This window comes from Promicromonospora alba (assembly GCF_042654905.1).
Lineage (GTDB): Bacteria > Actinomycetota > Actinomycetes > Actinomycetales > Cellulomonadaceae > Promicromonospora > Promicromonospora alba.
On the sequence record NZ_JBHSFI010000008.1, the window covers coordinates 341,170 to 360,193 of the forward strand.

A 19,024-nucleotide genomic window follows, 5' to 3' on the forward strand; every position below is an offset into this window, starting at 1 on the left:
GCGAGGAGTTCCGTGTCGCGGCGTCCGTCGACGAGGCGGTGGAGCTGGGCGGCGTCCGCCCACCCGTGTGGGACGGCGACGCCCTGCTGGCCGCCTTCCCGCTCGACCTGTGGGCGTGAACGGGGCTCCTGCCCGCTCCCCTGACCGATCTCGGTAGCTTTCGGGGCATTCCGTGCGGTAGCGATCGCCGGTATTGTCCGAACCTGTGTCCCCAGCGCGCTGTACGACGTCGTCCGCGTCCCGGCCAGGGCCTGCCCTGCGCGGGGCGGTCACCCGCGCGGTCCTGGGCGTCGCGGTGGCCGCCTGCCTGACGGCGTGCGCGGGGCTCCTCGACCCCGGCGCCGAGCCGATGCCCGCGCCGGGGATCGCACCCGGGGTGGTCGCGGAGGCGGTGCCCGTCCGGCTGGCGCCTGATCCTGGGCCGTCCTCGGTGGGCCCGATCCGGGGAAAGCACACCCAGGAGGCCGCGGCGGTGGACGTGCAGCCGGCGCCGAGCGGTTCGGCGTCGCGCAGCGCGGACCGTACGCCGCCTCCCGGGTCGGACGACGAGGCGGGAGCGGGCGGCAGCGGAGGCGGTGGTTCCGGCGGGGACGATGACGGAACGGGCGGGACCGGCGGTGACGGGGGCGCCGGCGGCGCCGAGCCGGACCTGACCGACGCCGTGCAGTACGCGGCGGCCCTGGAGGACGCGGTCAACGGCCATCGCACCGCCAACGGCCTGGCCGCCCTGGCGCACGACACCTGCGCCTACGACGTCGCGCTCGAGCGGGCCGAGGCGCTGATCGGCAAGGAGCTGGCGCACGCGCCGCTCGAGCCGATCTTCGAGACCTGCCCCACCTCTGCCGTGGCGGAGAACCTGGCCAAGGGTGGGTGGTCACCACCCGAGGCGGCCCAGGGCTGGATGGACTCCGAGGGGCACCGCGCCAACATCCTGAACGGCGACCTGACCAGGGGCGCCGTGGCCTGCGTGCCCGACGGCGGCGACCCCGCCGCGCCCGTCATGATCTGCGCCCACGTGTTCCTGGGCTGAGCCAGGCGGCGGTGACAAGGGCTCGGCGGGCGAGCGGCGCGGCGCCTCGGCTTGTGTGCCCGGGCAACGCGGTGTCGAATCGACCCCGTGCTCCGCGCCCTGACCCGCCTCGCGATCCCGCTCCTGCTCGCCACCGCACTGCTGACCGCCTGTGGGGCGGGGCCGTCCGGCGACCCCCGGGGTGTCGAGGCGACGCCCGGTCCGTCGCCGACCTGGACCCCGTCCGGCAGTGTGGACCTGGCCGATCCGGAGCAGTACGCGGCAGCCCTGGAGGAAGGCGTGAACGCGGCCCGTGCCCAGCGGGACGTACCACCGGTGGAGCACGACGAGTGTCTCGCCGCCGTGGCCGTCGAGCGGGCAGGGGCGCTGATCGGTGCGCCGAAGCTGGTTCACGCGCCGTTGGAGCCCGTGCAGGAGACCTGCCCGGGCAGCGCGTTCGCCGCCGAGAACCTCAGCCGCACCGACCAGCCGCCGCAGGACGTCGTGCAGGCCTGGATCGACTCGCCGTCGCACCGGGAGAACCTCGTGGACCCCGAGCTGCTGCGCGGCGCGATCGGGTGCGTCAGGGCCGGCGGCACGCCCGCGATGCCCCTGCTGACGTGCTCCCACGTGTTCCTCGGTTGAGCCGGAGGTCACGCGCCTGGAGCGGGACCGCAGGCTCAACCGATAGCGGCAGAGCCTGACTCTCCCCACACCCTCCTCGATACCCGGTCGAGGTAACCTGGTGCGCCCGTTATCGTGAGCCGCGCACCCGTCCGGAACGACCGCAGGAGAAAAATGGCGCAGGCGACGACCACCGCCGTCGAGCGACCCGACGAACTGGTTCCGGAACCCCGCAGCCCCGGGACCGACGCGGCTCCTGCCGCCGCGGGTGCCGGCCACCCGTTCCGCACGGACATCAACGGTCTCCGGGCGGTCGCCGTGCTCGCCGTCGTCGTGTTCCACGCGGGGATCGCGATCCCCGGCGGCTTCACGGGCGTCGACATCTTCTACGTGATCTCCGGCTACCTGATCAGCTCGCTGCTGCTGCGCGAGGTGGACCGGTCCGGGGGCGTCGACCTCGTCGAGTTCTGGACCCGCCGCATGCGGCGCCTCGTGCCCGCGCTCGCGCTGGTCGTGACGGTCACGCTGCTCGCGAGCGTCCTGGTCCTGTCGCCGCTGGTCTGGGGGCGCCTCGCCTGGCACGCCGCGTCGGCGATGCTGTTCGTCTCCAACCTGCTGTTCCCGTACCAGGGGCAGGACTACTTCTCCGACTCCGTGACCCCGAGCCCCTACCTGCACACCTGGTCGCTCGGTATCGAGGAGCAGTTCTACATCTTCTGGCCGTTGCTCATCCTGCTGGCGGTCGCCGTGGCCCGCCGCACCCGCGTGCCGGCCCGCCGCATGCTGCAGCTCCTGTTCGCCGGAACGTTCGTCGTATCGCTCGCCACCTCCGTCTGGCTGACGACGGCCGCCCCCGACTGGGCGTTCTACGTGCTGCCGACCCGCGCCTGGGAGTTCGCCGGCGCCGCGCTCGTCGCGACCCTGCCCTGGGGCCGGCTCGCCGAGCTCTCCCGGCTGCGGCCGCGGCTGCTCCGGGCCCTGCTCGGCACCGCGGGGGTCCTGCTGCTGGCGCTCTCGTTCGCGTTCGTGCACGAGACCGACCCGTTCCCCGGCACCGTGGCCCTGCTGCCCGTGGGCGGCGCGCTGCTCGTGCTCGCCGCCGGCAGCATCCCCGCGGACGGGACCTGGGTGGACCGGGTGCTCGGCCTGCCGGTGCTGCAGCGGATAGGCGACGTCTCCTACTCCTGGTACCTCTGGCACTGGCCGTTCGTGGTGCTCACCACCGCGGCGGTGCAGGACGACGCGATCTGGATCAAGGTGCTCGCGACGCTCGCCGCGCTCGGTGCCGCCGTCGCCACCTACCGCTGGGTCGAGAACCCGATCCGGTTCAGCAGCGCCATGAAGTCGTGGCGCCGCACCGCCGCGGTGACCCTCGTCATCGGCCTCGCGGTGGGCACCCTCAGCGTCGGCACCCGGGTGGCCACCGGAGCCGTGCTGCAGCAGGAGCCCTACGCCACTGCCGTAGCAGCCGGCGCCCAACCCGAACCGTACGACTGCACCGAGACCGCCGAGACGGCGTCGGGCGCCGAGCTGTGCCTGTTCGGCGACGTCTCCGCGACCACCACCGTGCTCCTCCTCGGCGACTCGCACGCCGCGCAGTGGGCCCCCGCGTTCGACGCCGCGGCGGCCGACGCCGGCCTGCGCCTCGTCCTCCGCTGGCGGCACGGCTGCCCCGCGGCCCAGGTCGACGTCGAGCAGCGCGCCGGACGCGGGTCGTGCGCCCGCTTCCAGACCGAGACCCGGCACGTGGTCGACGAGCTGCGGCCCGACGCCGTCGTCGTCAGTCAGGCGCAGATCTACGGCGACCGCATGCTGCACACCGATGGCACCCGGATGACCGGCGACGAGGCCCGCGCCGCCTGGACCAGCGCGAACGACAAGCTGTTCGCCCACCTCACCGCCGCGACGCCCACCGTGGTGGCGGTCAAGGACAACCCCCAGCTCGACGTCGACCCGCTCGACTGCCTCACCCGGCCGCTGGACCGGCTCGGTGACTGCAGCATGTCGCGCGCCGAGGCCGAGAGCTCGAACGGCGACTTCCCCCGGATCAGCGCAGAGATCTGGAGCAAGTACGGTGTTCCCACCTGGGACGGCGTCTGGTCGGAGACGTGCGACGCGAACAGCTGCGGCATCGGCGACATCGACCACCCCGTCTACCGGGACTATCACCATCTCAGCCGCGACTACGTGCTGACCCAGGTGCGGTCGGTGGAGCAGATGCTCAAGACCGCAGTCCGCGGCACGTCGTCGAGCACCATCGGGTAACGAAGGGCAACATCGGACCATGGCTCACGACCAGGCCCAGGCGCGGGGCGCCGTCGACCGGTTCTTCAAGATCAGCGAACGCGGGTCCACGGTGTGGACGGAGGTGCGCGGCGGACTCGTCACCTTCTTCACGATGAGCTACATCGTCGTGCTGAACCCACTCATCCTCGGCAACGTGCCCGACGGCACCGGCCAGTACCTGGGCGGCGGCACCACTGGCGGCGACCTTGCCGCGATCGCCGCGGCGACGGCACTGGTCGCCGGCGTCATGTCCATCCTCATGGGCGTGGTCGCGAACTTCCCGCTGGCGCTCGCGGCGGGGCTCGGCCTGAACGCCGTCGTCGCGTTCTCTGTGGCGGCCCTGCCGGGCATGACCTGGGCCGACGCCATGGGCATCGTGGTGCTGGAGGGCCTGGTCATCCTGATCCTGGTGGTCACGGGCTTCCGGGAGGCCGTGTTCCGGGCTGTGCCGCGCGAGCTCAAGATCGCGATCAGCGTGGGCATCGGCCTGTTCATCACGTTCATCGGTGTGTACGACGCCGGCTTCGTGCGCATCCCCGCCTCGCTGGCGACGCCCACGGAGCTCGGCATGGGCGGCTCGCTCGGCGCCTGGCCGCTGTTCGTGTTCGCGTTCGGTGTGCTGCTGGCCGCCGTCCTCATGGTGCGCAAGGTGCGCGGCGGCATCCTCATCGCGATCATCGCCTCGACCGTGCTCGCCGTGGTCATCGAGGCCGTGGCGCAGATCGGCAGGCGCGCCGAGGACAACCCGGGTGGCTGGTCCCTCAACGTCCCGGCGCTGCCCGACTCGGCGGTGGCCCTGCCCGACTTCTCGCTCATCGGGCAGTTCTCGCTGTTCGGCTCGTTCGAGAAGATCGGCCCGATCGCCGTCATCCTGCTGGTGTTCACGCTCCTCATCGCCGACTTCTTCGACACGATGGGCACCATGGTCGCCATCGGTGGCGAGGCCGGGCTGCTCGACGAGAAGGGCAACCCGCCGCGCACCACCCAGATCCTGATCGTCGACTCGATCGCCGCGTCGGCGGGCGGCATGGGGTCGGTGTCGTCCAACACGGCGTACGTCGAGTCGGCGTCCGGCGTGGGCGACGGCGCCCGCACCGGTCTCGCCGCCGTCACCACGGGTGTGGCGTTCCTGCTGACGACCTTCCTGGCGCCGCTCGTGACCGTGGTGCCGCACGAGGCGGCCACGCCCGCGCTGGTGATCGTCGGGTTCCTCATGGTCGTCCAGGTGACGGGCATCGACTGGAAGAACCTCGAGGTAGCGATCCCCGCGTTCCTCACGATGGTGCTCATGCCGTTCGCGTACTCGATCACGGTGGGCATCGGGGCGGGCGTGATCTCGTACGTGCTGCTCAAGGTCGCCGTCGGCAAGGTGCGTGTCGTGCACCCGCTGCTGTGGGTCGCGGGGGCCCTCTTCGTCGTCTACTTCCTCCTGGGGCCCATCCGCGCGGCGGTAGGTATCTGACCCGCTGAGCGGGTCAGCGAATGCACGCTTCTACCCAGTGATCGGGCCCGAACTCGCGCTGAGTTCGGGCCTAATCACTGGGCACGCGAACTCGCGGTACGCGAACCCGCGGCACGCGAACCCGCGGTACGCGGGTCACCGGGAAGCTGCCGGAGAGCCCAGCTCGATGCGGGACCCCGCATCCGGGTAGCGGCCAGGGGTCCAGCCGTGGGCCGCCAGCACCTTGGCGATCTGCGCGCCGACGCCACCCGGTCTGTCGTTGTCGGCAGGCTTGAAGCGCAGCATGATCACCTGCCCGGACGCCAGCAGCTGGTTCTGCCGAGGGGCGTCGCGGACCAGCGCCTGCGGCGTGCTGTGCGGCCCGACGCCGTCGATCTCGACCACGAGCCAGCGTCCGTCGGGCAGCCGCCAGATGAAGTCGACGCGTGCCACGGCCTTGCCGTCGATCACGATCAGGGCCTGGATGTCGTCCGGCGGCACCCCGTTGTCGTGGCACGACAGCCGGGCGGAGGACTCGGCGGGCGACTCCGAGCGCGTGACGACCAGGCCGAACAGCTCGTGGAGCCGGGCGGCACCGTGCCGACGTCGGACCAGGTCGTGGAGGGCGGCGAGCTCGACCGGGCCGAACCGGTGACGTCGCGCGAGGTCGTCGAGCACGGCGAGGACGTTCTGGCGCGGAAGCTTGACTATCGCTTGCGCGGCGGCGTGGTCGATACGCGCGACCTGGCGGTCGTCGATCGACACCGTGGGAAAGGGCAGGTAGTCGACGACGGCGACGCCGTGCCGGCGGAGCCGCGGCGAACGGTCCGCGCGGGCCACCTCCAGGGGAAAGCCGCGGGGCAGCCCGGACACACCGTGGAGCACGAGGGCGCAGGCTCCCGTCGCTATGGTGTCCGGACCGTGCACCAGCAGGGCGAACCAGGTGCGCCACCTCGCGGCGTGAGCGAACAAGTCGTCCCTGACCCGGTGCGCGAGCGGCACGGGGTCGGTGTCGTAGACAGTCCGTGCGGGGCTGGTCCAGCGCTGGTGCCGGACCAGGCGGCGCCGGGTCTCGCGGCCGATGCCGAGCTCCTCGCACTGGAGCGTGGACAGGAGTCCGGCCTGCCGCCGGAGCAGCGGCTCCGCCGCCCGGGGGATCTCGAAGGTCTTTGGCACAGGACCTACTTCAGCAGCGCGGAGTCGGCCGCGTCGTGCCGCCGTGGCGGGCCTGTGCACAACTGCTGACCGATGCCCCCTGTGGTCGATCTCGGCGTGCTGCGCAGGGGTCATCGAATGCACGCTTCTACCCAGGGATTAGGCCCGAACTCAGTGCGAGTTCGGGCCTAATCCCTGGGTAGACGCGCGCACCAGGTCGAGGCGGAGCGTCGTCAGGCCGCCAGGGCCTGGCGGGTCGGTTCCGGCTCTACGTCCGGGTAGGTCACCTGGAGGTACGGGCGCGGGATGCGGTGCGAGCGGGAGAGCCGGGCGCGCACGCGCACGTGCCAGGTCCGGTACGCCCACACGGTCGCGACCAGGGCTACCAGGAGGGTCGCCACGGCGCCGATCAGCACGGCGTACCGCGGGCCGAACGTCTCGCCGACCCAGCCCACCACCGGGGAACCGAGGGGCGTCGTACCGAGCACCACCAGCACGTAGATCGACATGACCCGGCCGCGCAGCTCCGGGGGGACCGAGAGCTGGATCGCCGCGTTGGCCGAGGTCAGCATCGTCAGGGACGCGAAGCCGACCGGGATGCACATCAGCAGGTAGCCGAGGTAGGTCGGCATGACCGCCTGGATCCCCATGGCGAACGCGAACGCGAACGCGGCACCCAGCACGAGCCGTACCCGCGGTCGTTCCCGCCGGGCGGCGAGGAGCGCTCCCGCGAGCGAGCCGATCGCGAGGACCGACCCGAGGATGCCGTACTCGCTCGCGCCCCGGCCGAACTCGACGCGCGCCATCATGGCCGACGTCAGCTGGAAGTTCAGGCCGAACATGGAGACCACGCCCATGACGACCATGATCACGACGATGTCGCTGCGGCCGCGGATGTAGGCGAGACCCTCGCGGATCTGCCCCTTGGCGCGCGAGGCGACCGGAAGGGCGCGCAGGTCGCGCATCCGGGTGAGCGAGATGATGACGGCGCCGAACGCGATGCCGTTGATGACGAACACCCAGCCGGTGCCGACGACGGCGATGAGCAGACCCGCCACACCTGGCCCGATGAGCCGCGCGGCGTTGAAGCTCGTCGAGTTGAGGCCGACGGCGTTCGCGAGCCGCTTGGTCGGCACGAGCTGGGCGACGAAGGTCTGCCGTACGGGGCCGTCGATCGCGCTCACGACGCCCAGCAGGGTCGCGAACACGTACACGTGCCACAGCTCGGCCGCGCCGGACAGCACCAGCGCACCGAGCCCGAGGCCCAGCACGCCCATGCCCCCCTGCGTGAGCATCAGGAGCTTGCGGCGGTCGACGCGGTCGGCGAGCAGGCCGGCCCACGCGGACAGGAAGATGTGCGGGATGAACTGCAGGGCGGTGACGATGCCGACGGCGACACCGGAGTTGTTGGTCAGGACGGTCAGTACTACCCAGTCCTGTGCCACGCGCTGCATCCAGGTGCCGATGTTGGCGACGAGAGCGCTGGCGAACCAGAGGCGATAGTTGCGGTACTTCAGGCTGGCGAAAGTTGCGCTCATCGAGCGGCGATCCGGATCAGGAGCTCGCTGGCTCCTGCAAGGATCTCTCTCTCCTCTCCGGTCAGGGTGGACAGCTGTTTGGTGAGCCAGGCGTCACGGCGACGCCGGGTCTCGGCGACCTCGCGCGAGCCCGCGGCGGTGAGCCGGACGACCACCTGCCGGCGGTCCGTCGCGTGCTCCACCTTCTCGACGAGACCGAGCTCGGTCAGGGTGTTCACGGCTCGGGTCATCGACGGCGGCCGGACGCGCTCGTGCTCGGCGAGGGAACCAGGGGACATCTCGCCGTGCTTGTGCAGCACCGTGAGGATGCCGAACTGGCCCTCAGGGAGGTCGGCCTCACCGCGCTCCGCACGCAGGCGGCGGGAGACGCGGGTCAGGGCGACGCGGAGGTCGCCCCCTACTGTGGCCGGGCTTCGGCTGGATCTGCGGGAGCTCGACACCCCGCCAGTCTAGATCATTAGCCTTGCTAACGGTACGTGCGTGCGGTCACACTGAGGTCCGCGAAGTAGAGCGCCTGTCCGAGTCTTCCGGCGACAACCGGGGAGACTCGGACAGGCGCTCTACTTCGCGGACCTGCCGAGGGTCAGAGCGCGCGGTGCGTCTGCGCGAACTGAGCGGGACCCGGCTGCAGGTCCTGCTGGACGTTCTCGAACCGCTGGCCCTGCTCGCTGTGCGCCTTGAGCCGGCTCTCGAACTCGGCCTGGGTGCGCAGCTCGTCCTCGGTGGGCCAGAGGCCGATGCCGAGGATGAGCAGGAACGTCACGACGCTCACCGCCATGACGAGCGGCACGAGCAGCTGCATCGTCGAGGCGCCGGCGGGAACGTTGTTGATCGGGTTGATCACGGATACCCCGGCCATCCCGGTGTAGTGCATGCCGGTCACGGCAAGCCCCATCACCAGTGTGGCCACGATCGTGGCGAGCGTGCCGCGGATGTGCACCGTGCACCACAGTGCCGCGGTGGCCGCGACGACGGCGATGACGATCGAGGCGATGACGTAGACGGGGTTGTAGACGACCTCCGCCGACATCTCCATCGCTTCCATGCCCATGTAGTGCATGGCTGCGACGCCGGCGCCCGCGAGGGCACCACCGACGAGCATCGCCGGGAGCTTGCGCTTGCCCAGCTCCGTGATGAAGAGGCCCGCACCCACGACGACGATGGCGATCGCCGCGCTGAGGAGGGTCTCGGGTACGTCGTACCGGATGGTTACACCGGATGCGGAAAAACCCAGCATGGCGACGAAGTGCATCACCCAGATGCCGGTACCGCCTAGGGCAATGGCGCCGAACACGAGCCACGCCGCGCGCGTGCCGCCCGATGCTGCTCGGGCGCGAGACGTGCACGCAAGGCCCGTCGCTGCGCCGGTACACGAGATCGCGTACGCCAGCAGCGGCGTCACGATCCCGAAGGTGAAGTGGTCGATCACTGGCATGGTGTTGAACAGCCCCTCGAATGGTTCCCTAGGATGCCGAAACGTTACAGAGTCCCCACGGCTCGGACAATAGGCTGAACTCCCCGTCCAAGGGATATTGCGGACGTGATCGCGCTGGTCAGACTGCTTCGATCACGTAGTCGACGCACGCGGTGAGCGCCGCGACGTCGTCCGGGTCGACCGCGGGGAACATGCCCACCCGGAGCTGGTTGCGCCCCAGCTTGCGGTACGCGAACACGTCCTGCACGCCGTTGGCGGCCAGCTCGGAGATCACTCGCCCCGCGTCGATCTCCTCGGCGAGGTCGATGGTGCCGACCACCGCGGACCGCTCCTCGGGGCGCGCGACGAACGGCGTCGCCCACTCCCGTGACTCGGCCCAGGAGTAGAGGATCTCGGCGGACGTCGCGCAGCGCTTCGTTGACCACTCGAGCCCGCCCTGGTCGATCAGCCACTCGACCTGGTCGGCCAGGAGCAGCAGGGTCGCGACGGCGGGCGTGTTGAGCGTCTGGTCCTGGCGCGAGTTCTCGATCGCGGTCGTGAGCGACAGGAACTCCGGCACCCAGCGCCCCGAGCCCTCGACGCGTGCGGCGCGCTCGACGGCAGCGGGGGACAGGACGGCGAGCCACAGGCCGCCGTCCGCGGCGAAGGCCTTCTGCGGCGCGAAGTAGTAGGCGTCGGTCTGGCTCAGGTCGACGGGCAGGGCCCCGGCCCCGGACGTCGCGTCGGTGAGCACGACGGCGCCGTCCGGCCCCGACGGGCGCCGCACCGGCGCCATGGCGCCCGTGGAGGTCTCGTTGTGTGGGGAGGCGTAGGTGTCGACGTCGCCGGCGGGCTCGAGGTAGGCGACGGCGCCGGGCTCGGCCGAGATTACCTGGGAGGGCTCGAGGAACGGGGCGCGCGACGTTGCGGCGGCGAACTTGCCGCCGAACTCGCCGAACGCCGCATGCTGCACCTTGCGGTCCACGAGGCACAGCGTGGCGACGTCCCAGAACGCGGTGGCGCCGCCGTTGCCGAGCACCACCTCGTATCCGTCGGGCGCGCCGAGCAGCTCCGTGACACCCTCACGAATACGGCGCACCAGGTTCTTCACGGGCGCCCGCCGGTGTGACGTGCCGAGCACGTGCGCGTTCGCCACCAGATGATCCACCTGTCCCGGGCGCACCTTGGAGGGGCCGGAGCCGAATCGTCCGTCGGCGGGCAGCAGGTGTGGCGGGATTGTCAGTGGCACAGAACTAGACTAGAACCTGGGCCGACGCCCGGGCCGCACGTGTCCAGGGCGACTGGGCGGCTGTGCGCATGACGGGAGCTGACGTGACGGATCTGATCGACACCACCGAGATGTATCTCAAGACGATCTACGAGCTCGACGAGGAGGGCATCACGCCCTTGCGCGCGCGCATCGCGGAACGGCTGGGGCACTCCGGTCCGACGGTGTCGCAGACCGTCGCACGCATGGAGCGCGACGGTCTCGTGATCGTGACGGGCGACCGGCACCTCGAGCTCACCGAGCTGGGCCACGACAAGGCGATGCGCGTGATGCGCAAGCACCGCCTCGCGGAGCGGCTGCTGACCGACGTCATCAAGCTCGACTGGGAGCACGTGCACGTCGAGGCATGCCGCTGGGAGCACGTGATGAGCGACCTGGTGGAGAAGCGCCTCGTGGGGCTGCTCGACCACCCGCACCACGACCCGTACGGCAACCCGATCCCCGGCCTGTCGGAGCTCGGTGAGGAATACACCGACGTGCCGTTCCTGACCGGCGTGATCTCGCTGCCCTCCGCGTTCGAGGCGGCGGCGAAGAAGGGCGTCAAGGGCGAGCCGCTCGCGGCGTCGCTCACCCGCATCGCCGAGCCGCTGCAGACGGACATCGAGCTGCTCGCTCGCCTGTCCGAGGCCGGCCTGGTGCCCGGCTCCCGCATCACGGCGGAGCACAGCGGCGGGACCTACACGGTGGCGGTCGACGGCGCAGGTACGGCGCTCGAGCTCGGTGAGGACGTGGCCCGCCACCTCTTCGTCGCGACCGCCTGAGGCGCAGCGCAGGGTGGGGGTCGAGGAACGAGGCACCCGCCCGGAGCGGAGTCGCAGCCTCAGGCGGCACGGGCACAGCCTGAACGGACCCTCGCGGGCCCTGCGGCAGTCCCGTTTTCCGTCCGATTTGCCCGAAAGGTAGCACCCCTCGCGCGACACGCTCTGGCACTCGTTGCCGGAACGTGACATCGAGGGTGAGGTCCGGTACGTTCGGACCGCTCCCACGGAGTTATTCGTGGGGGTCCTCGGACGGACGCCGAACTCTGTCACCGGCCGGGGCCCCAAGACGACCGCATGACAGAGGCGGGGGACCCACCAACGGGCGCCAGGGCGCGTCCTCGGGGTGAAGCCGGGTATTCCTTCGGGATGCTCGGCCGGGTGATTTCTCCCACCCGAACCCGACAGCTGACCTCGAAGGCGTTCAAGGAGAGGTACTACGTGACTGCACGTACGACTCGCGCTCGCCATCGGGCTGCGCGACGACCAGTGACTCCGTTCACCGAACTTGCTCAGAACGCCGCAGTAGGCCGCCGCACCGCGGTCGCAGCCGCTGGTGGCGCGCTCCTCGTCTCGACCTTCGGTGGCGCGCTGGTCGCCCAGGCGGCTCCGGTGGAGACCGGCCACGCGAAGATGAACTCGGTCGACCTCAACGCGCTGGCGACGCAGGCCCGTGAGGCGCTCTCCAACGCACCCGTCGTGTCGGTGGCACCCGACGCAGAGCTCAACGTCGAGAAGTCCGCGGTCTCCGTGGTCTCCGCCGCCGAGAACGAGGACTACCAGGCGGAGCTCGCCGCCGCCGAGGCCGAGGAGGCAGCCGAGGCTGCCGCCGCCGAGGCTGCTGAGGCCGCCGAGGCAGCCGCCAGCACCGCCTCCAGCTCGGTCGACATCCCCGCATCGGCGATCGGCAACTCCGTGATCTCGATCGCGAGCCGCTACATCGGCGTGCCGTACGTCTCCGGTGGCTCCAGCCCTAGTGGCATGGACTGCTCCGGCTTCACGAAGTACGTCTACGGGCAGCTCGGCATCAACCTGCCGCACTCGTCGTCGTCGCAGGCCAGCTACGGCACCCAGGTGCCGGCGTCCGAGGCTCAGCCGGGCGACCTCATGTGGACCCCCGGGCACGTCTCGATCTACGCCGGTGGCAACACGATGATCGACGCGTCCAAGCCGGGCACCGTCGTCGACTTCCGCACCATCTGGCAGTCGAACCCCACGTTCATCCGCCTGGGCTGATCCCAGCCACGTAGTACCGCAAGCAGAGATTCGCGAAGTAGAGCGCCTGTCCGAAATTCCCTGGTGTCGCCAGGGAGATCTGGACAGGCGCTCTACTTCGCGAATCTCTGCTTTGCCATCGTTCGCTGGTTACCCATAACGCGCGCGCCGCCGGTAGCGTTGGAGTGCAATGGTGCTTGGGCGAAGAGAGGTCTTGCGATGACGCGATCCGAGGTCGTACTGGTCGGGGTGGACGGGTCGGCCGCGAGCCTCCACGCACTGGACTGGGCCACCGCCTACGCGCACCGCGTGGGCTGGGCACTGCACATCGTGTGCAGCTATTCGCTGCCGTCCTTCACGGCCGCGTCGCTCGACGGCGGATACGCCGCCCTCGACGACACGACCATCCAGGAGGGCGCCAAGTCGGTTCTAGCCGAGGCGGAGGCGCGCGTGGCGGACGCCGGCGTGCGCGCCACGACCGAGGTCGCGACCGGCGACGCGGCGGGCGTGCTCGTGGAGCTGTCCGGCGACTACGGGCTGGCCGTCGTCGGCACGCGCGGCCGGGGCGGGTTCACGGAGCGGCTGCTGGGCACGGTGTCGTCCGCGCTGCCCGCGCACGCGCGGTGCCCGGTCGTCGTGGTCCCGCTGCGCGCCGAGGCGAACAGGGGCGTCTCCTGGACCGTGCCGGGCTCTGGGCCGGCGGCGGACGCCGAGACGAGCACGACGACGTCAGGGGCGGCCGAGATCCGGGAGGTGCGCCGCATCGTCGTCGGCGTGGACGGGTCGCCGCAGGCCGAGCGGGCGCTGCAGCACGCGATCCTGCAGGCGAACGCGTGGGGCGCGGAGCTGACCGCCGTCACCGGTGTGCCCGTGGGGAACAGCGGGATGCTCGCGTGGCTGCCGTCCAACATCGACCGTGAGCAGGTGCTTGCCGACATCGGAGCCGGCATGGACGTCCTGGTCGACAAGTACGAGGCGCAGAACCCCGGCCTGCGGATCCGGCGGATCGTGCTGGACGGTACCGGTGCGGAGCTGTTGACGGAGTTCTCGACGGCGTCGGACCTGGTGGTTCTGGGGTCGCGCGGCCGAGGCGGGTTCCGCGGGCTCCTGCTGGGCTCCACGAGCCAGGCGGTGCTGCACCACGCGGCGTGCCCGGTGCTCGTGGTCAACAAGCACTGCACGGACTAGGTCCGCGAAGTAGAGCGCCTGTCCGAGTCTCCCTGGTTGCCACCGCGAGACTCGGACAGGCGCTCTACTTCGCGGCCTACTTCGCGGACCCGGCCTCGGCGGCGGCCAGGAGGACGCAGGTCGCCACGCCGTCCATCGCGGTGCGGACCTCGTCCAGCGGGGGCATCGACGGCGCGAGGCGCACGTTCTTGTTCTCCGGGTCCTTGCCGTACGGGTACGTGGCGCCCGCCGGCGTCAGCGCGATCCCCGCCTCCTTGGCGAGCTGCACCACGCGGGACGCGGTACCCGGGGCGACGTCGAGCGACACGAAGTAGCCGCCCTTGGGCTCCGTCCACGACGCGATGCCGTACCCGCCCAGACGCTCGTTCAGGATCTGCGCCACTGCCTCGAACTTGGGCGCCAGGATCTCGCGGTGCTTCCGCATGTGCTCGCGCACGCCGTCGGCCGAGCCGAAGAACAGGGCGTGCCGCAGGTGGTTGATCTTGTCCGGGCCGATCGAGGCCGCCGACAGGTGCTTCTTGTACCAGGCGATGTTGGCCGCCGAGCTGGCGAGGAAGGAGACGCCCGCACCGGCGAACGTGACCTTGGACGTCGAGGCGAACATGATCACGCGGTCCGGGTTCCCGGCCTCCGCGGCCAGCGCGATGGCGTTCGGGCTGGTCACCTCGTCGTCGGTCAGGTGGTGCACCGCGTACGCGTTGTCCCACAGGATGCGGAAGTCCGGCGCGGCGGCGGGCATCGAGACCAGCGCGCGGGCGACGTCGTCGGTGATGACCGCGCCGTCCGGGTTCGAGTAGGTGGGGACGACCCACATGCCCTTGATGGTGGGGTCCTCGGCGACGAGCGCGGCCACGGCCTCGGCGTCGGGGCCGTCCGGCGTCATGGGCACCGAGATCATCTCGATGCCGAGCGCCTCACAGATCGTGAAGTGCCGGTCGTAGCCCGGGACCGAGCAGATCCAGCGCACCTTCTCCTCGCGCGCCCACGGCTTCGGGGACTCGGGGAACCCGAACAGCTCGGCGTACGCGACGACGTCGTGCATGGTCGTGAGCGAGGCGTTACCGCCGGCGAGGAGCTGCTCGACCGGCACGTCCAGCAGCTCGGCGAAGATACGCCGGATCGGGAGCCCGCCGTCGAGCCCGCCGTAGTTGCGTGCATCGGTGCCCGTGTCGTCGGCGTGCACGCCGACGCCAGGCAGGGCCAGCATCGGCTCGGCGAGGTCGAGCTGCTCGGCCGACGGCTTGCCACGCGTGAGATCCAGCTTCAGGTTCTTGGCCTGAAGCTCGGCGTAGGCCTGCTGAAGCTCGGGGAGCGCCGGGAGCATGACGGTGGGGGACGACGTCGTAGTGGTCACCTCCCGGAGCCTACGCTCAGCCGGCGGTCGGTGACAGTTCGGAGCGTCCGTCCTTGCCTTCCGCGGCGGCCTCGTCCTCGACGACGTCGGCCGGATCGCCGGCCGCCGAGGCAGGCACGTCGGTCTCTGCCGCAGCGTCCTCGGTCTCTGCCGCAGGGTCCTCGGCGTCAGCAGGGTCCGGGACGGGTTCTGCGACGGCCTCGGCTCCGGCGTCCTGGGCGGGGTCTTCGCCCGGTGCCTCGCCCGGCTCCTCGCCGGAGGTGTCGTCCGTCGCGTCGTCTGCCGCGGTGTCCGTCGCCTCGTCCGTTGCCGTGCTGTCCGTCGCCGAGTCCGGTGCCGTGCGCGCAGCCTCTTCGGCTGCCGCATTCGCCATCTCGTTGGCGGCGGCCGCTGAGTGCTCGCCGCGGAGCGCGACCAGGGACTCCTCGAGGATGTCCAGGGCCATCTCCAGCTCGGGCTGGACTATCGACAGCGGTGGTGACAGGCGGACCGTCTCGGTACGCGCGTCCTTGGCGAGGACGCCGCGTTCCAGCAGCGCCTCGCACAGCTCGCGCCCGGTGCCCAGCGCGGGGTCCAGGTCGATGCCCGCCCACAGCCCGATGGTGCGGGCCTCAGCCAGCAGACCTCGTTCGACGAGTGCCTCGAGCCGTTCCGTGAGCACCTTGCCCGACGCCGACGCACGGGCCTGGTACTGACCCGTCGAGAGCAGGTCGAGCGCGGCGATGCCGACAGCGCACGCCAGCGGGTTGCCGCCGAACGTCGAACCGTGCGTGCCAGGGGTCAGGACGCCGAGGATCTCCGGCTTGCCGACCACCGCCGAGACCGGGATGATCCCGCCGCCCAGCGCCTTGCCCAGGCAGACCAGGTCGGGCTGCACGTCCCAGAGCTCGCAGGCCAGGGTGGTTCCGGTGCGGCCGAGCCCCGACTGGACCTCGTCGGCCACCAGGGCGATGTCCTGCTTGGCGGTGAGCTCCCGCAGGCCGGGCCAGAAGTCGTCCGGCGGCACCACGACACCTGCCTCGCCCTGCACCGGCTCCATCAGGACGGCCACCGTGGTGTCGTCGACGGCGGCGGCCACGGCGTCCAGGTCCCCGAACGGAACCCGTCGGAAGCCCGGGGCGAAGGGTCCGAACCCGTCGCGCGCGGTCGGGTTGTCGGAGAGGCCGACGAGGGTGGTGGTGCGGCCGTGGAAGTTGCCGGCGGCGACGATGATCGTCGCCTCGTCCTCCGGCACGCCGCGCACGTCGTACCCCCACTTGCGGACCGCCTTGACCGCGGTCTCGACGGCTTCCGCGCCGGTGTTCATCGGTACCACGAGGCTGTCCTCGCCGCCGGTGGTCAGTACCCCCACCACCTCGACGAGCCGCTGGGCGAACTCCTCCAGCCGGTCGTGGTCGAACGCACGGGTCGTGAGAGTGACCTGGCGCAGCTGCGTCATCGCCGCGGCCACGAGGCCTTGGTGCAGGTGCCCGAAGTTCAGGGCCGAGTACCCCGACAAGAAGTCGAGGAACTCGTTGCCGTCCGTGTCCCATACGTGCGTACCGTGCGCCCGCGCGATAGTGATCGGCAGTGGGTCGTACGTCGGGGCGAGTGCGCCGTGGGTCGTGTCCGCCATGACCCGCAGCCTAGGGCGGGTCATGCCATCCCGCCGAGCAGATGCGTATATGCGCTGCCCAGCCGTGCCTACTTCTGCTCGATGACCCGGGGGAAGCGCTCCGGAGGTGCGCCGAACGCGACGCGGGACTGGGCGATCACGGTGTGGCCGAGGGCGCGTGCGCCGACCCAACCGACTATCGCGCCCACGCCGAACGGCAGGATGCGCCCCAGCAGCAGGCTGCCCTGCTTGGCGACCTGCTTCTGGATGAACCGGTGCGTGAGCGCCTTGTTCACCTTGTACAGCGTGGTGCGCGGCATGCTCGTGAGCAGCACCTTGCCCCAGGCGACGCCGGAACCGCCGATGGCGTTCTCGACGTCCTGTGCACCCTGGTCGCCGAGCACCGTGGCCAGGAGCAGGGCCCGCCGGCGCGGGACGTCCTGGACCTCGATGCCGTGCACGTCCGCCACCGCGAGGGAGAACGCGGCCGACGAGGCGAAGAACGTCGCGACATCGCTCGTCGACAGGGCGACGCTCGCGGCGGTGCCCACGGCAGGGATCGCCGCGGCGGCGCCGACCGCGGTGCCCGTCGTCTGGATCACCCGCATGTACTCCTTCTCCAGGAGCTTGATGACCTCGGCCGGGCTGGCGTCGGGGTTGCGCGCCCGCACCTTGTCCACATGCTTGTGGATGCTCGCGGACGGGATGGTCACCGCCTTGTCGACCAGGTGGTCGAGCGGGCTGTCGGGCTTGTAGTGGACCCAGTCTGCTGGTGTGACCTCGACGCCGTTGTCCGGCTTCAGTACCGCGTCGCCAGGAGTCGGCTGCTTGTCGGACTCCGGTGCCGTCAGCTTCTGCTTGTCGTCGACCATGTCAGTCCTCCGTCGGCTGCTCGAACTGCGCGTTCGGGATCTGGGCGCCCGCCTTGAGCGTGCGGCCCACCGTGCATGCCTTGTCGATCGACCGCTGCGCGATGGTGAGGAGCTTCGCGCGGTCCTCGTCGTCGAGCATGGACAGGTCGATCTCGAACTTCTCCGTGAGCACCGGGTACCGGTCCTCGGCCATGTCCTTCGGGTCCTCGACCCGGATGGTGGTCTTGTAGTCGTCGCCGAGCCGCCGCGCGAACGCCCTGTCGCTGCTCATCCCGGCGCACGCCGCGAGGGCGACCTTCATCAGCTCACCCGGCGTGAACACGGCTCCCGCCTCGGCCGGACCGATCTCGACGCGCGCACCGCGGGCCGAGAAGCCCGTGTAGGTGCGGATGCCGTTGCGCTCCACCCAGAGCGGGTCGGTGGGCGAGGGGGTCACGGCGTCTGCGGCGCTCGTGGCGCTCGAGGTGGTGATCTGCTCCGTCATGAGGATCATCCTTCCACTGGTCACCGACACGGTCACGGAGTGAGGGCCAACGCGTCCCGCTCGGTCGGACTAGTGCACAACGCGAACAGGGCCCGGGACGTTCCCGTTCACCGCGCAGAGTGCACCCGACGCTGCGACGATCGTGCTCATGGCGCAGAACCCGAGCGACAGCCCCGAGGCGGCCGGCCCGACGCCGACCGGCCCGACGCCGACCGGCCCGGCGCCCACCGACCCCGCGGCAGCACAGCCGACGCCGTCGGCCGCCGCACGGTGGCGGCCCGACTGGCGCGACCTCGTGAAGCGGCTCGTCGGCGTCGTCGCGGTGATCGTGGCCGTCTGGCTGATCTACCTGTTCCTCGACGCGTTCCTGCCGCGGTGGTGGGCCCAGGTGATCGGCAACGCGGTGGACGGGTCGTTCACCGCGGGCGCCTGGTGGGGTCTCCTGATCGGCGGCGTGTTCACGCTGGCGCCGGTGCTGCTCCTGGCGCAGGCGGTCCTCACCAGGAAGTCCTTGCGGGTGCGCAGCGGGTTCCTCATATTGGCGGTCCTGCTCGCGGTGCCGAACCTCCTGACGCTGGGCATCGTCCTCGGCACGTCGGCAGCGGCGCACGCCGGCGAGCGCATCCTCGACGTCGACGGGCCGGCGTTCCGCGGCGGGACCGCATGGGGTGCGGTCATCGGCGGCCTCGTCGCGCTGACGATTGTGACGATGAGCATGCTGTACCGGCGCCGCGGCACCCAGCTCAAGCAGCTCCGGGCGAAGCAGAACTGACGGCGGTGCGCGTCGTGGGCCGCCCGAGCGCT

17 protein-coding genes and 1 riboswitch are annotated in these 19,024 nt (G+C 71.0%); of the genes, 8 read left to right on the forward strand and 9 right to left on the reverse strand.

Annotated features, from left to right (window positions below; all coding sequences use genetic code 11):
• The first annotated feature begins 205 nt into the window (after positions 1–205).
• From ACFO6V_RS24125 to ACFO6V_RS24140, 4 genes are all read left to right on the forward strand, one after another.
• Entirely contained in the window at positions 206–1,030 is an 825-nt protein-coding gene (locus ACFO6V_RS24125; RefSeq protein ID WP_377140498.1) for a CAP domain-containing protein, read from the forward strand.
• A gap of 87 nt (positions 1,031–1,117) precedes the next feature.
• Positions 1,118–1,654 carry a CAP domain-containing protein gene (locus tag ACFO6V_RS24130; protein ID WP_377140500.1) on the forward strand — a complete coding sequence of 179 codons (537 nt, stop codon included), beginning with the start codon at positions 1,118–1,120 and terminating at the stop codon, positions 1,652–1,654.
• 153 nt (positions 1,655–1,807) lie between these two features.
• Positions 1,808–3,898: an acyltransferase family protein gene (locus ACFO6V_RS24135; RefSeq protein WP_377140502.1), complete on the forward strand. Its 2,091-nt coding sequence runs from the start codon at positions 1,808–1,810 to the stop codon at positions 3,896–3,898.
• A 19-nt stretch (positions 3,899–3,917) separates the two neighbouring features.
• Positions 3,918–5,381: an NCS2 family permease gene (locus tag ACFO6V_RS24140; protein ID WP_377140504.1), complete on the forward strand. Its 1,464-nt coding sequence runs from the start codon at positions 3,918–3,920 to the stop codon at positions 5,379–5,381.
• Positions 5,382–5,516: 135 nt separating this feature from the next.
• On the opposite strand, the gene ACFO6V_RS24145 is transcribed toward ACFO6V_RS24140, so the two are convergent.
• From ACFO6V_RS24145 to serC, 5 genes are all read right to left on the reverse strand, one after another.
• Complete coding sequence (locus ACFO6V_RS24145) at positions 5,517–6,536, reverse strand: hypothetical protein (RefSeq protein WP_377140506.1); 1,020 nt, start codon at positions 6,534–6,536, stop codon at positions 5,517–5,519.
• Positions 6,537–6,748: 212 nt separating this feature from the next.
• Entirely contained in the window at positions 6,749–8,053 is a 1,305-nt protein-coding gene (locus ACFO6V_RS24150; RefSeq protein WP_377140509.1) for an MFS transporter, read from the reverse strand.
• Complete coding sequence (locus ACFO6V_RS24155) at positions 8,050–8,493, reverse strand: MarR family winged helix-turn-helix transcriptional regulator (RefSeq protein WP_357467506.1); 444 nt, start codon at positions 8,491–8,493, stop codon at positions 8,050–8,052. The genes ACFO6V_RS24150 and ACFO6V_RS24155 overlap by 4 nt, the downstream gene beginning before the upstream one ends.
• 143 nt (positions 8,494–8,636) lie before the next feature.
• Positions 8,637–9,488: an MHYT domain-containing protein gene (locus tag ACFO6V_RS24160; protein ID WP_377140511.1), complete on the reverse strand. Its 852-nt coding sequence runs from the start codon at positions 9,486–9,488 to the stop codon at positions 8,637–8,639.
• 118 nt (positions 9,489–9,606) lie between these two features.
• A complete protein-coding gene (gene serC, locus ACFO6V_RS24165; protein ID WP_377140513.1) occupies positions 9,607–10,716 on the reverse strand; it encodes a phosphoserine transaminase in 1,110 nt (369 codons plus the stop codon).
• An 83-nt stretch (positions 10,717–10,799) separates the two neighbouring features.
• Between serC and ACFO6V_RS24170 the strand changes: the two genes are divergently transcribed.
• The 3 genes from ACFO6V_RS24170 (at position 10,800) to ACFO6V_RS24180 (ending at position 13,916) form a co-directional block, all read left to right on the forward strand.
• Positions 10,800–11,516 carry a metal-dependent transcriptional regulator gene (locus tag ACFO6V_RS24170; RefSeq protein ID WP_377140515.1) on the forward strand — a complete coding sequence of 239 codons (717 nt, stop codon included), beginning with the start codon at positions 10,800–10,802 and terminating at the stop codon, positions 11,514–11,516.
• Between the two features lie 249 nt (positions 11,517–11,765).
• Positions 11,766–11,952, forward strand: a riboswitch (cyclic di-AMP (ydaO/yuaA leader).
• Positions 11,953–12,002: 50 nt separating this feature from the next.
• A complete protein-coding gene (locus tag ACFO6V_RS24175; protein ID WP_377140517.1) occupies positions 12,003–12,749 on the forward strand; it encodes a C40 family peptidase in 747 nt (248 codons plus the stop codon).
• Positions 12,750–12,947: 198 nt separating this feature from the next.
• Positions 12,948–13,916 (forward strand): universal stress protein, encoded by a 969-nt coding sequence (locus ACFO6V_RS24180; protein WP_377140519.1) that lies wholly within the window; start codon positions 12,948–12,950, stop codon positions 13,914–13,916.
• Positions 13,917–13,992: 76 nt separating this feature from the next.
• Here the strand turns inward: ACFO6V_RS24180 and ACFO6V_RS24185 are convergent, their stop codons facing one another.
• The 4 genes from ACFO6V_RS24185 to ACFO6V_RS24200 form a co-directional block, all read right to left on the reverse strand.
• Complete coding sequence (locus ACFO6V_RS24185; RefSeq protein ID WP_377141155.1) at positions 13,993–15,240, reverse strand: aspartate aminotransferase type Ic; 1,248 nt, start codon at positions 15,238–15,240, stop codon at positions 13,993–13,995.
• Positions 15,241–15,286: 46 nt separating this feature from the next.
• Complete coding sequence (rocD, locus tag ACFO6V_RS24190) at positions 15,287–16,885, reverse strand: ornithine--oxo-acid transaminase (protein ID WP_377140521.1); 1,599 nt, start codon at positions 16,883–16,885, stop codon at positions 15,287–15,289.
• Positions 16,886–16,953: 68 nt separating this feature from the next.
• A complete protein-coding gene (locus tag ACFO6V_RS24195) occupies positions 16,954–17,736 on the reverse strand; it encodes a hypothetical protein (protein ID WP_377140524.1) in 783 nt (260 codons plus the stop codon).
• Between the two features lies 1 nt (position 17,737).
• Complete coding sequence (locus ACFO6V_RS24200) at positions 17,738–18,220, reverse strand: OsmC family protein (protein ID WP_357508857.1); 483 nt, start codon at positions 18,218–18,220, stop codon at positions 17,738–17,740.
• A gap of 148 nt (positions 18,221–18,368) precedes the next feature.
• Between ACFO6V_RS24200 and ACFO6V_RS24205 the strand changes: the two genes are divergently transcribed.
• Positions 18,369–18,992 (forward strand): hypothetical protein, encoded by a 624-nt coding sequence (locus ACFO6V_RS24205; RefSeq protein ID WP_377140527.1) that lies wholly within the window; start codon positions 18,369–18,371, stop codon positions 18,990–18,992.
• Positions 18,993–19,024: the final 32 nt, after the last annotated feature.

What these genes read in the sequence shown, in the direction of transcription:
- ACFO6V_RS24200 (WP_357508857.1), bottom strand. Translation starts at nt 18,220, where the DNA reads ATGACGGAGCAGATCACCACCTCGAGCGCCACGAGCGCCGCAGACGCC.
- ACFO6V_RS24185 (WP_377141155.1), bottom strand. Translation starts at nt 15,240, where the DNA reads ATGCTCCCGGCGCTCCCCGAGCTTCAGCAGGCCTACGCCGAGCTTCAG.
- ACFO6V_RS24135 (WP_377140502.1), top strand. Translation starts at nt 1,808, where the DNA reads ATGGCGCAGGCGACGACCACCGCCGTCGAGCGACCCGACGAACTGGTT.
- rocD (WP_377140521.1), bottom strand. Translation starts at nt 16,885, where the DNA reads ATGGCGGACACGACCCACGGCGCACTCGCCCCGACGTACGACCCACTG.
- ACFO6V_RS24140 (WP_377140504.1), top strand. Translation starts at nt 3,918, where the DNA reads ATGGCTCACGACCAGGCCCAGGCGCGGGGCGCCGTCGACCGGTTCTTC.
- ACFO6V_RS24180 (WP_377140519.1), top strand. Translation starts at nt 12,948, where the DNA reads ATGACGCGATCCGAGGTCGTACTGGTCGGGGTGGACGGGTCGGCCGCG.
- ACFO6V_RS24205 (WP_377140527.1), top strand. Translation starts at nt 18,369, where the DNA reads ATGGCGCAGAACCCGAGCGACAGCCCCGAGGCGGCCGGCCCGACGCCG.
- ACFO6V_RS24160 (WP_377140511.1), bottom strand. Translation starts at nt 9,488, where the DNA reads ATGCCAGTGATCGACCACTTCACCTTCGGGATCGTGACGCCGCTGCTG.
- ACFO6V_RS24150 (WP_377140509.1), bottom strand. Translation starts at nt 8,053, where the DNA reads ATGAGCGCAACTTTCGCCAGCCTGAAGTACCGCAACTATCGCCTCTGG.
- ACFO6V_RS24195 (WP_377140524.1), bottom strand. Translation starts at nt 17,736, where the DNA reads ATGGTCGACGACAAGCAGAAGCTGACGGCACCGGAGTCCGACAAGCAG.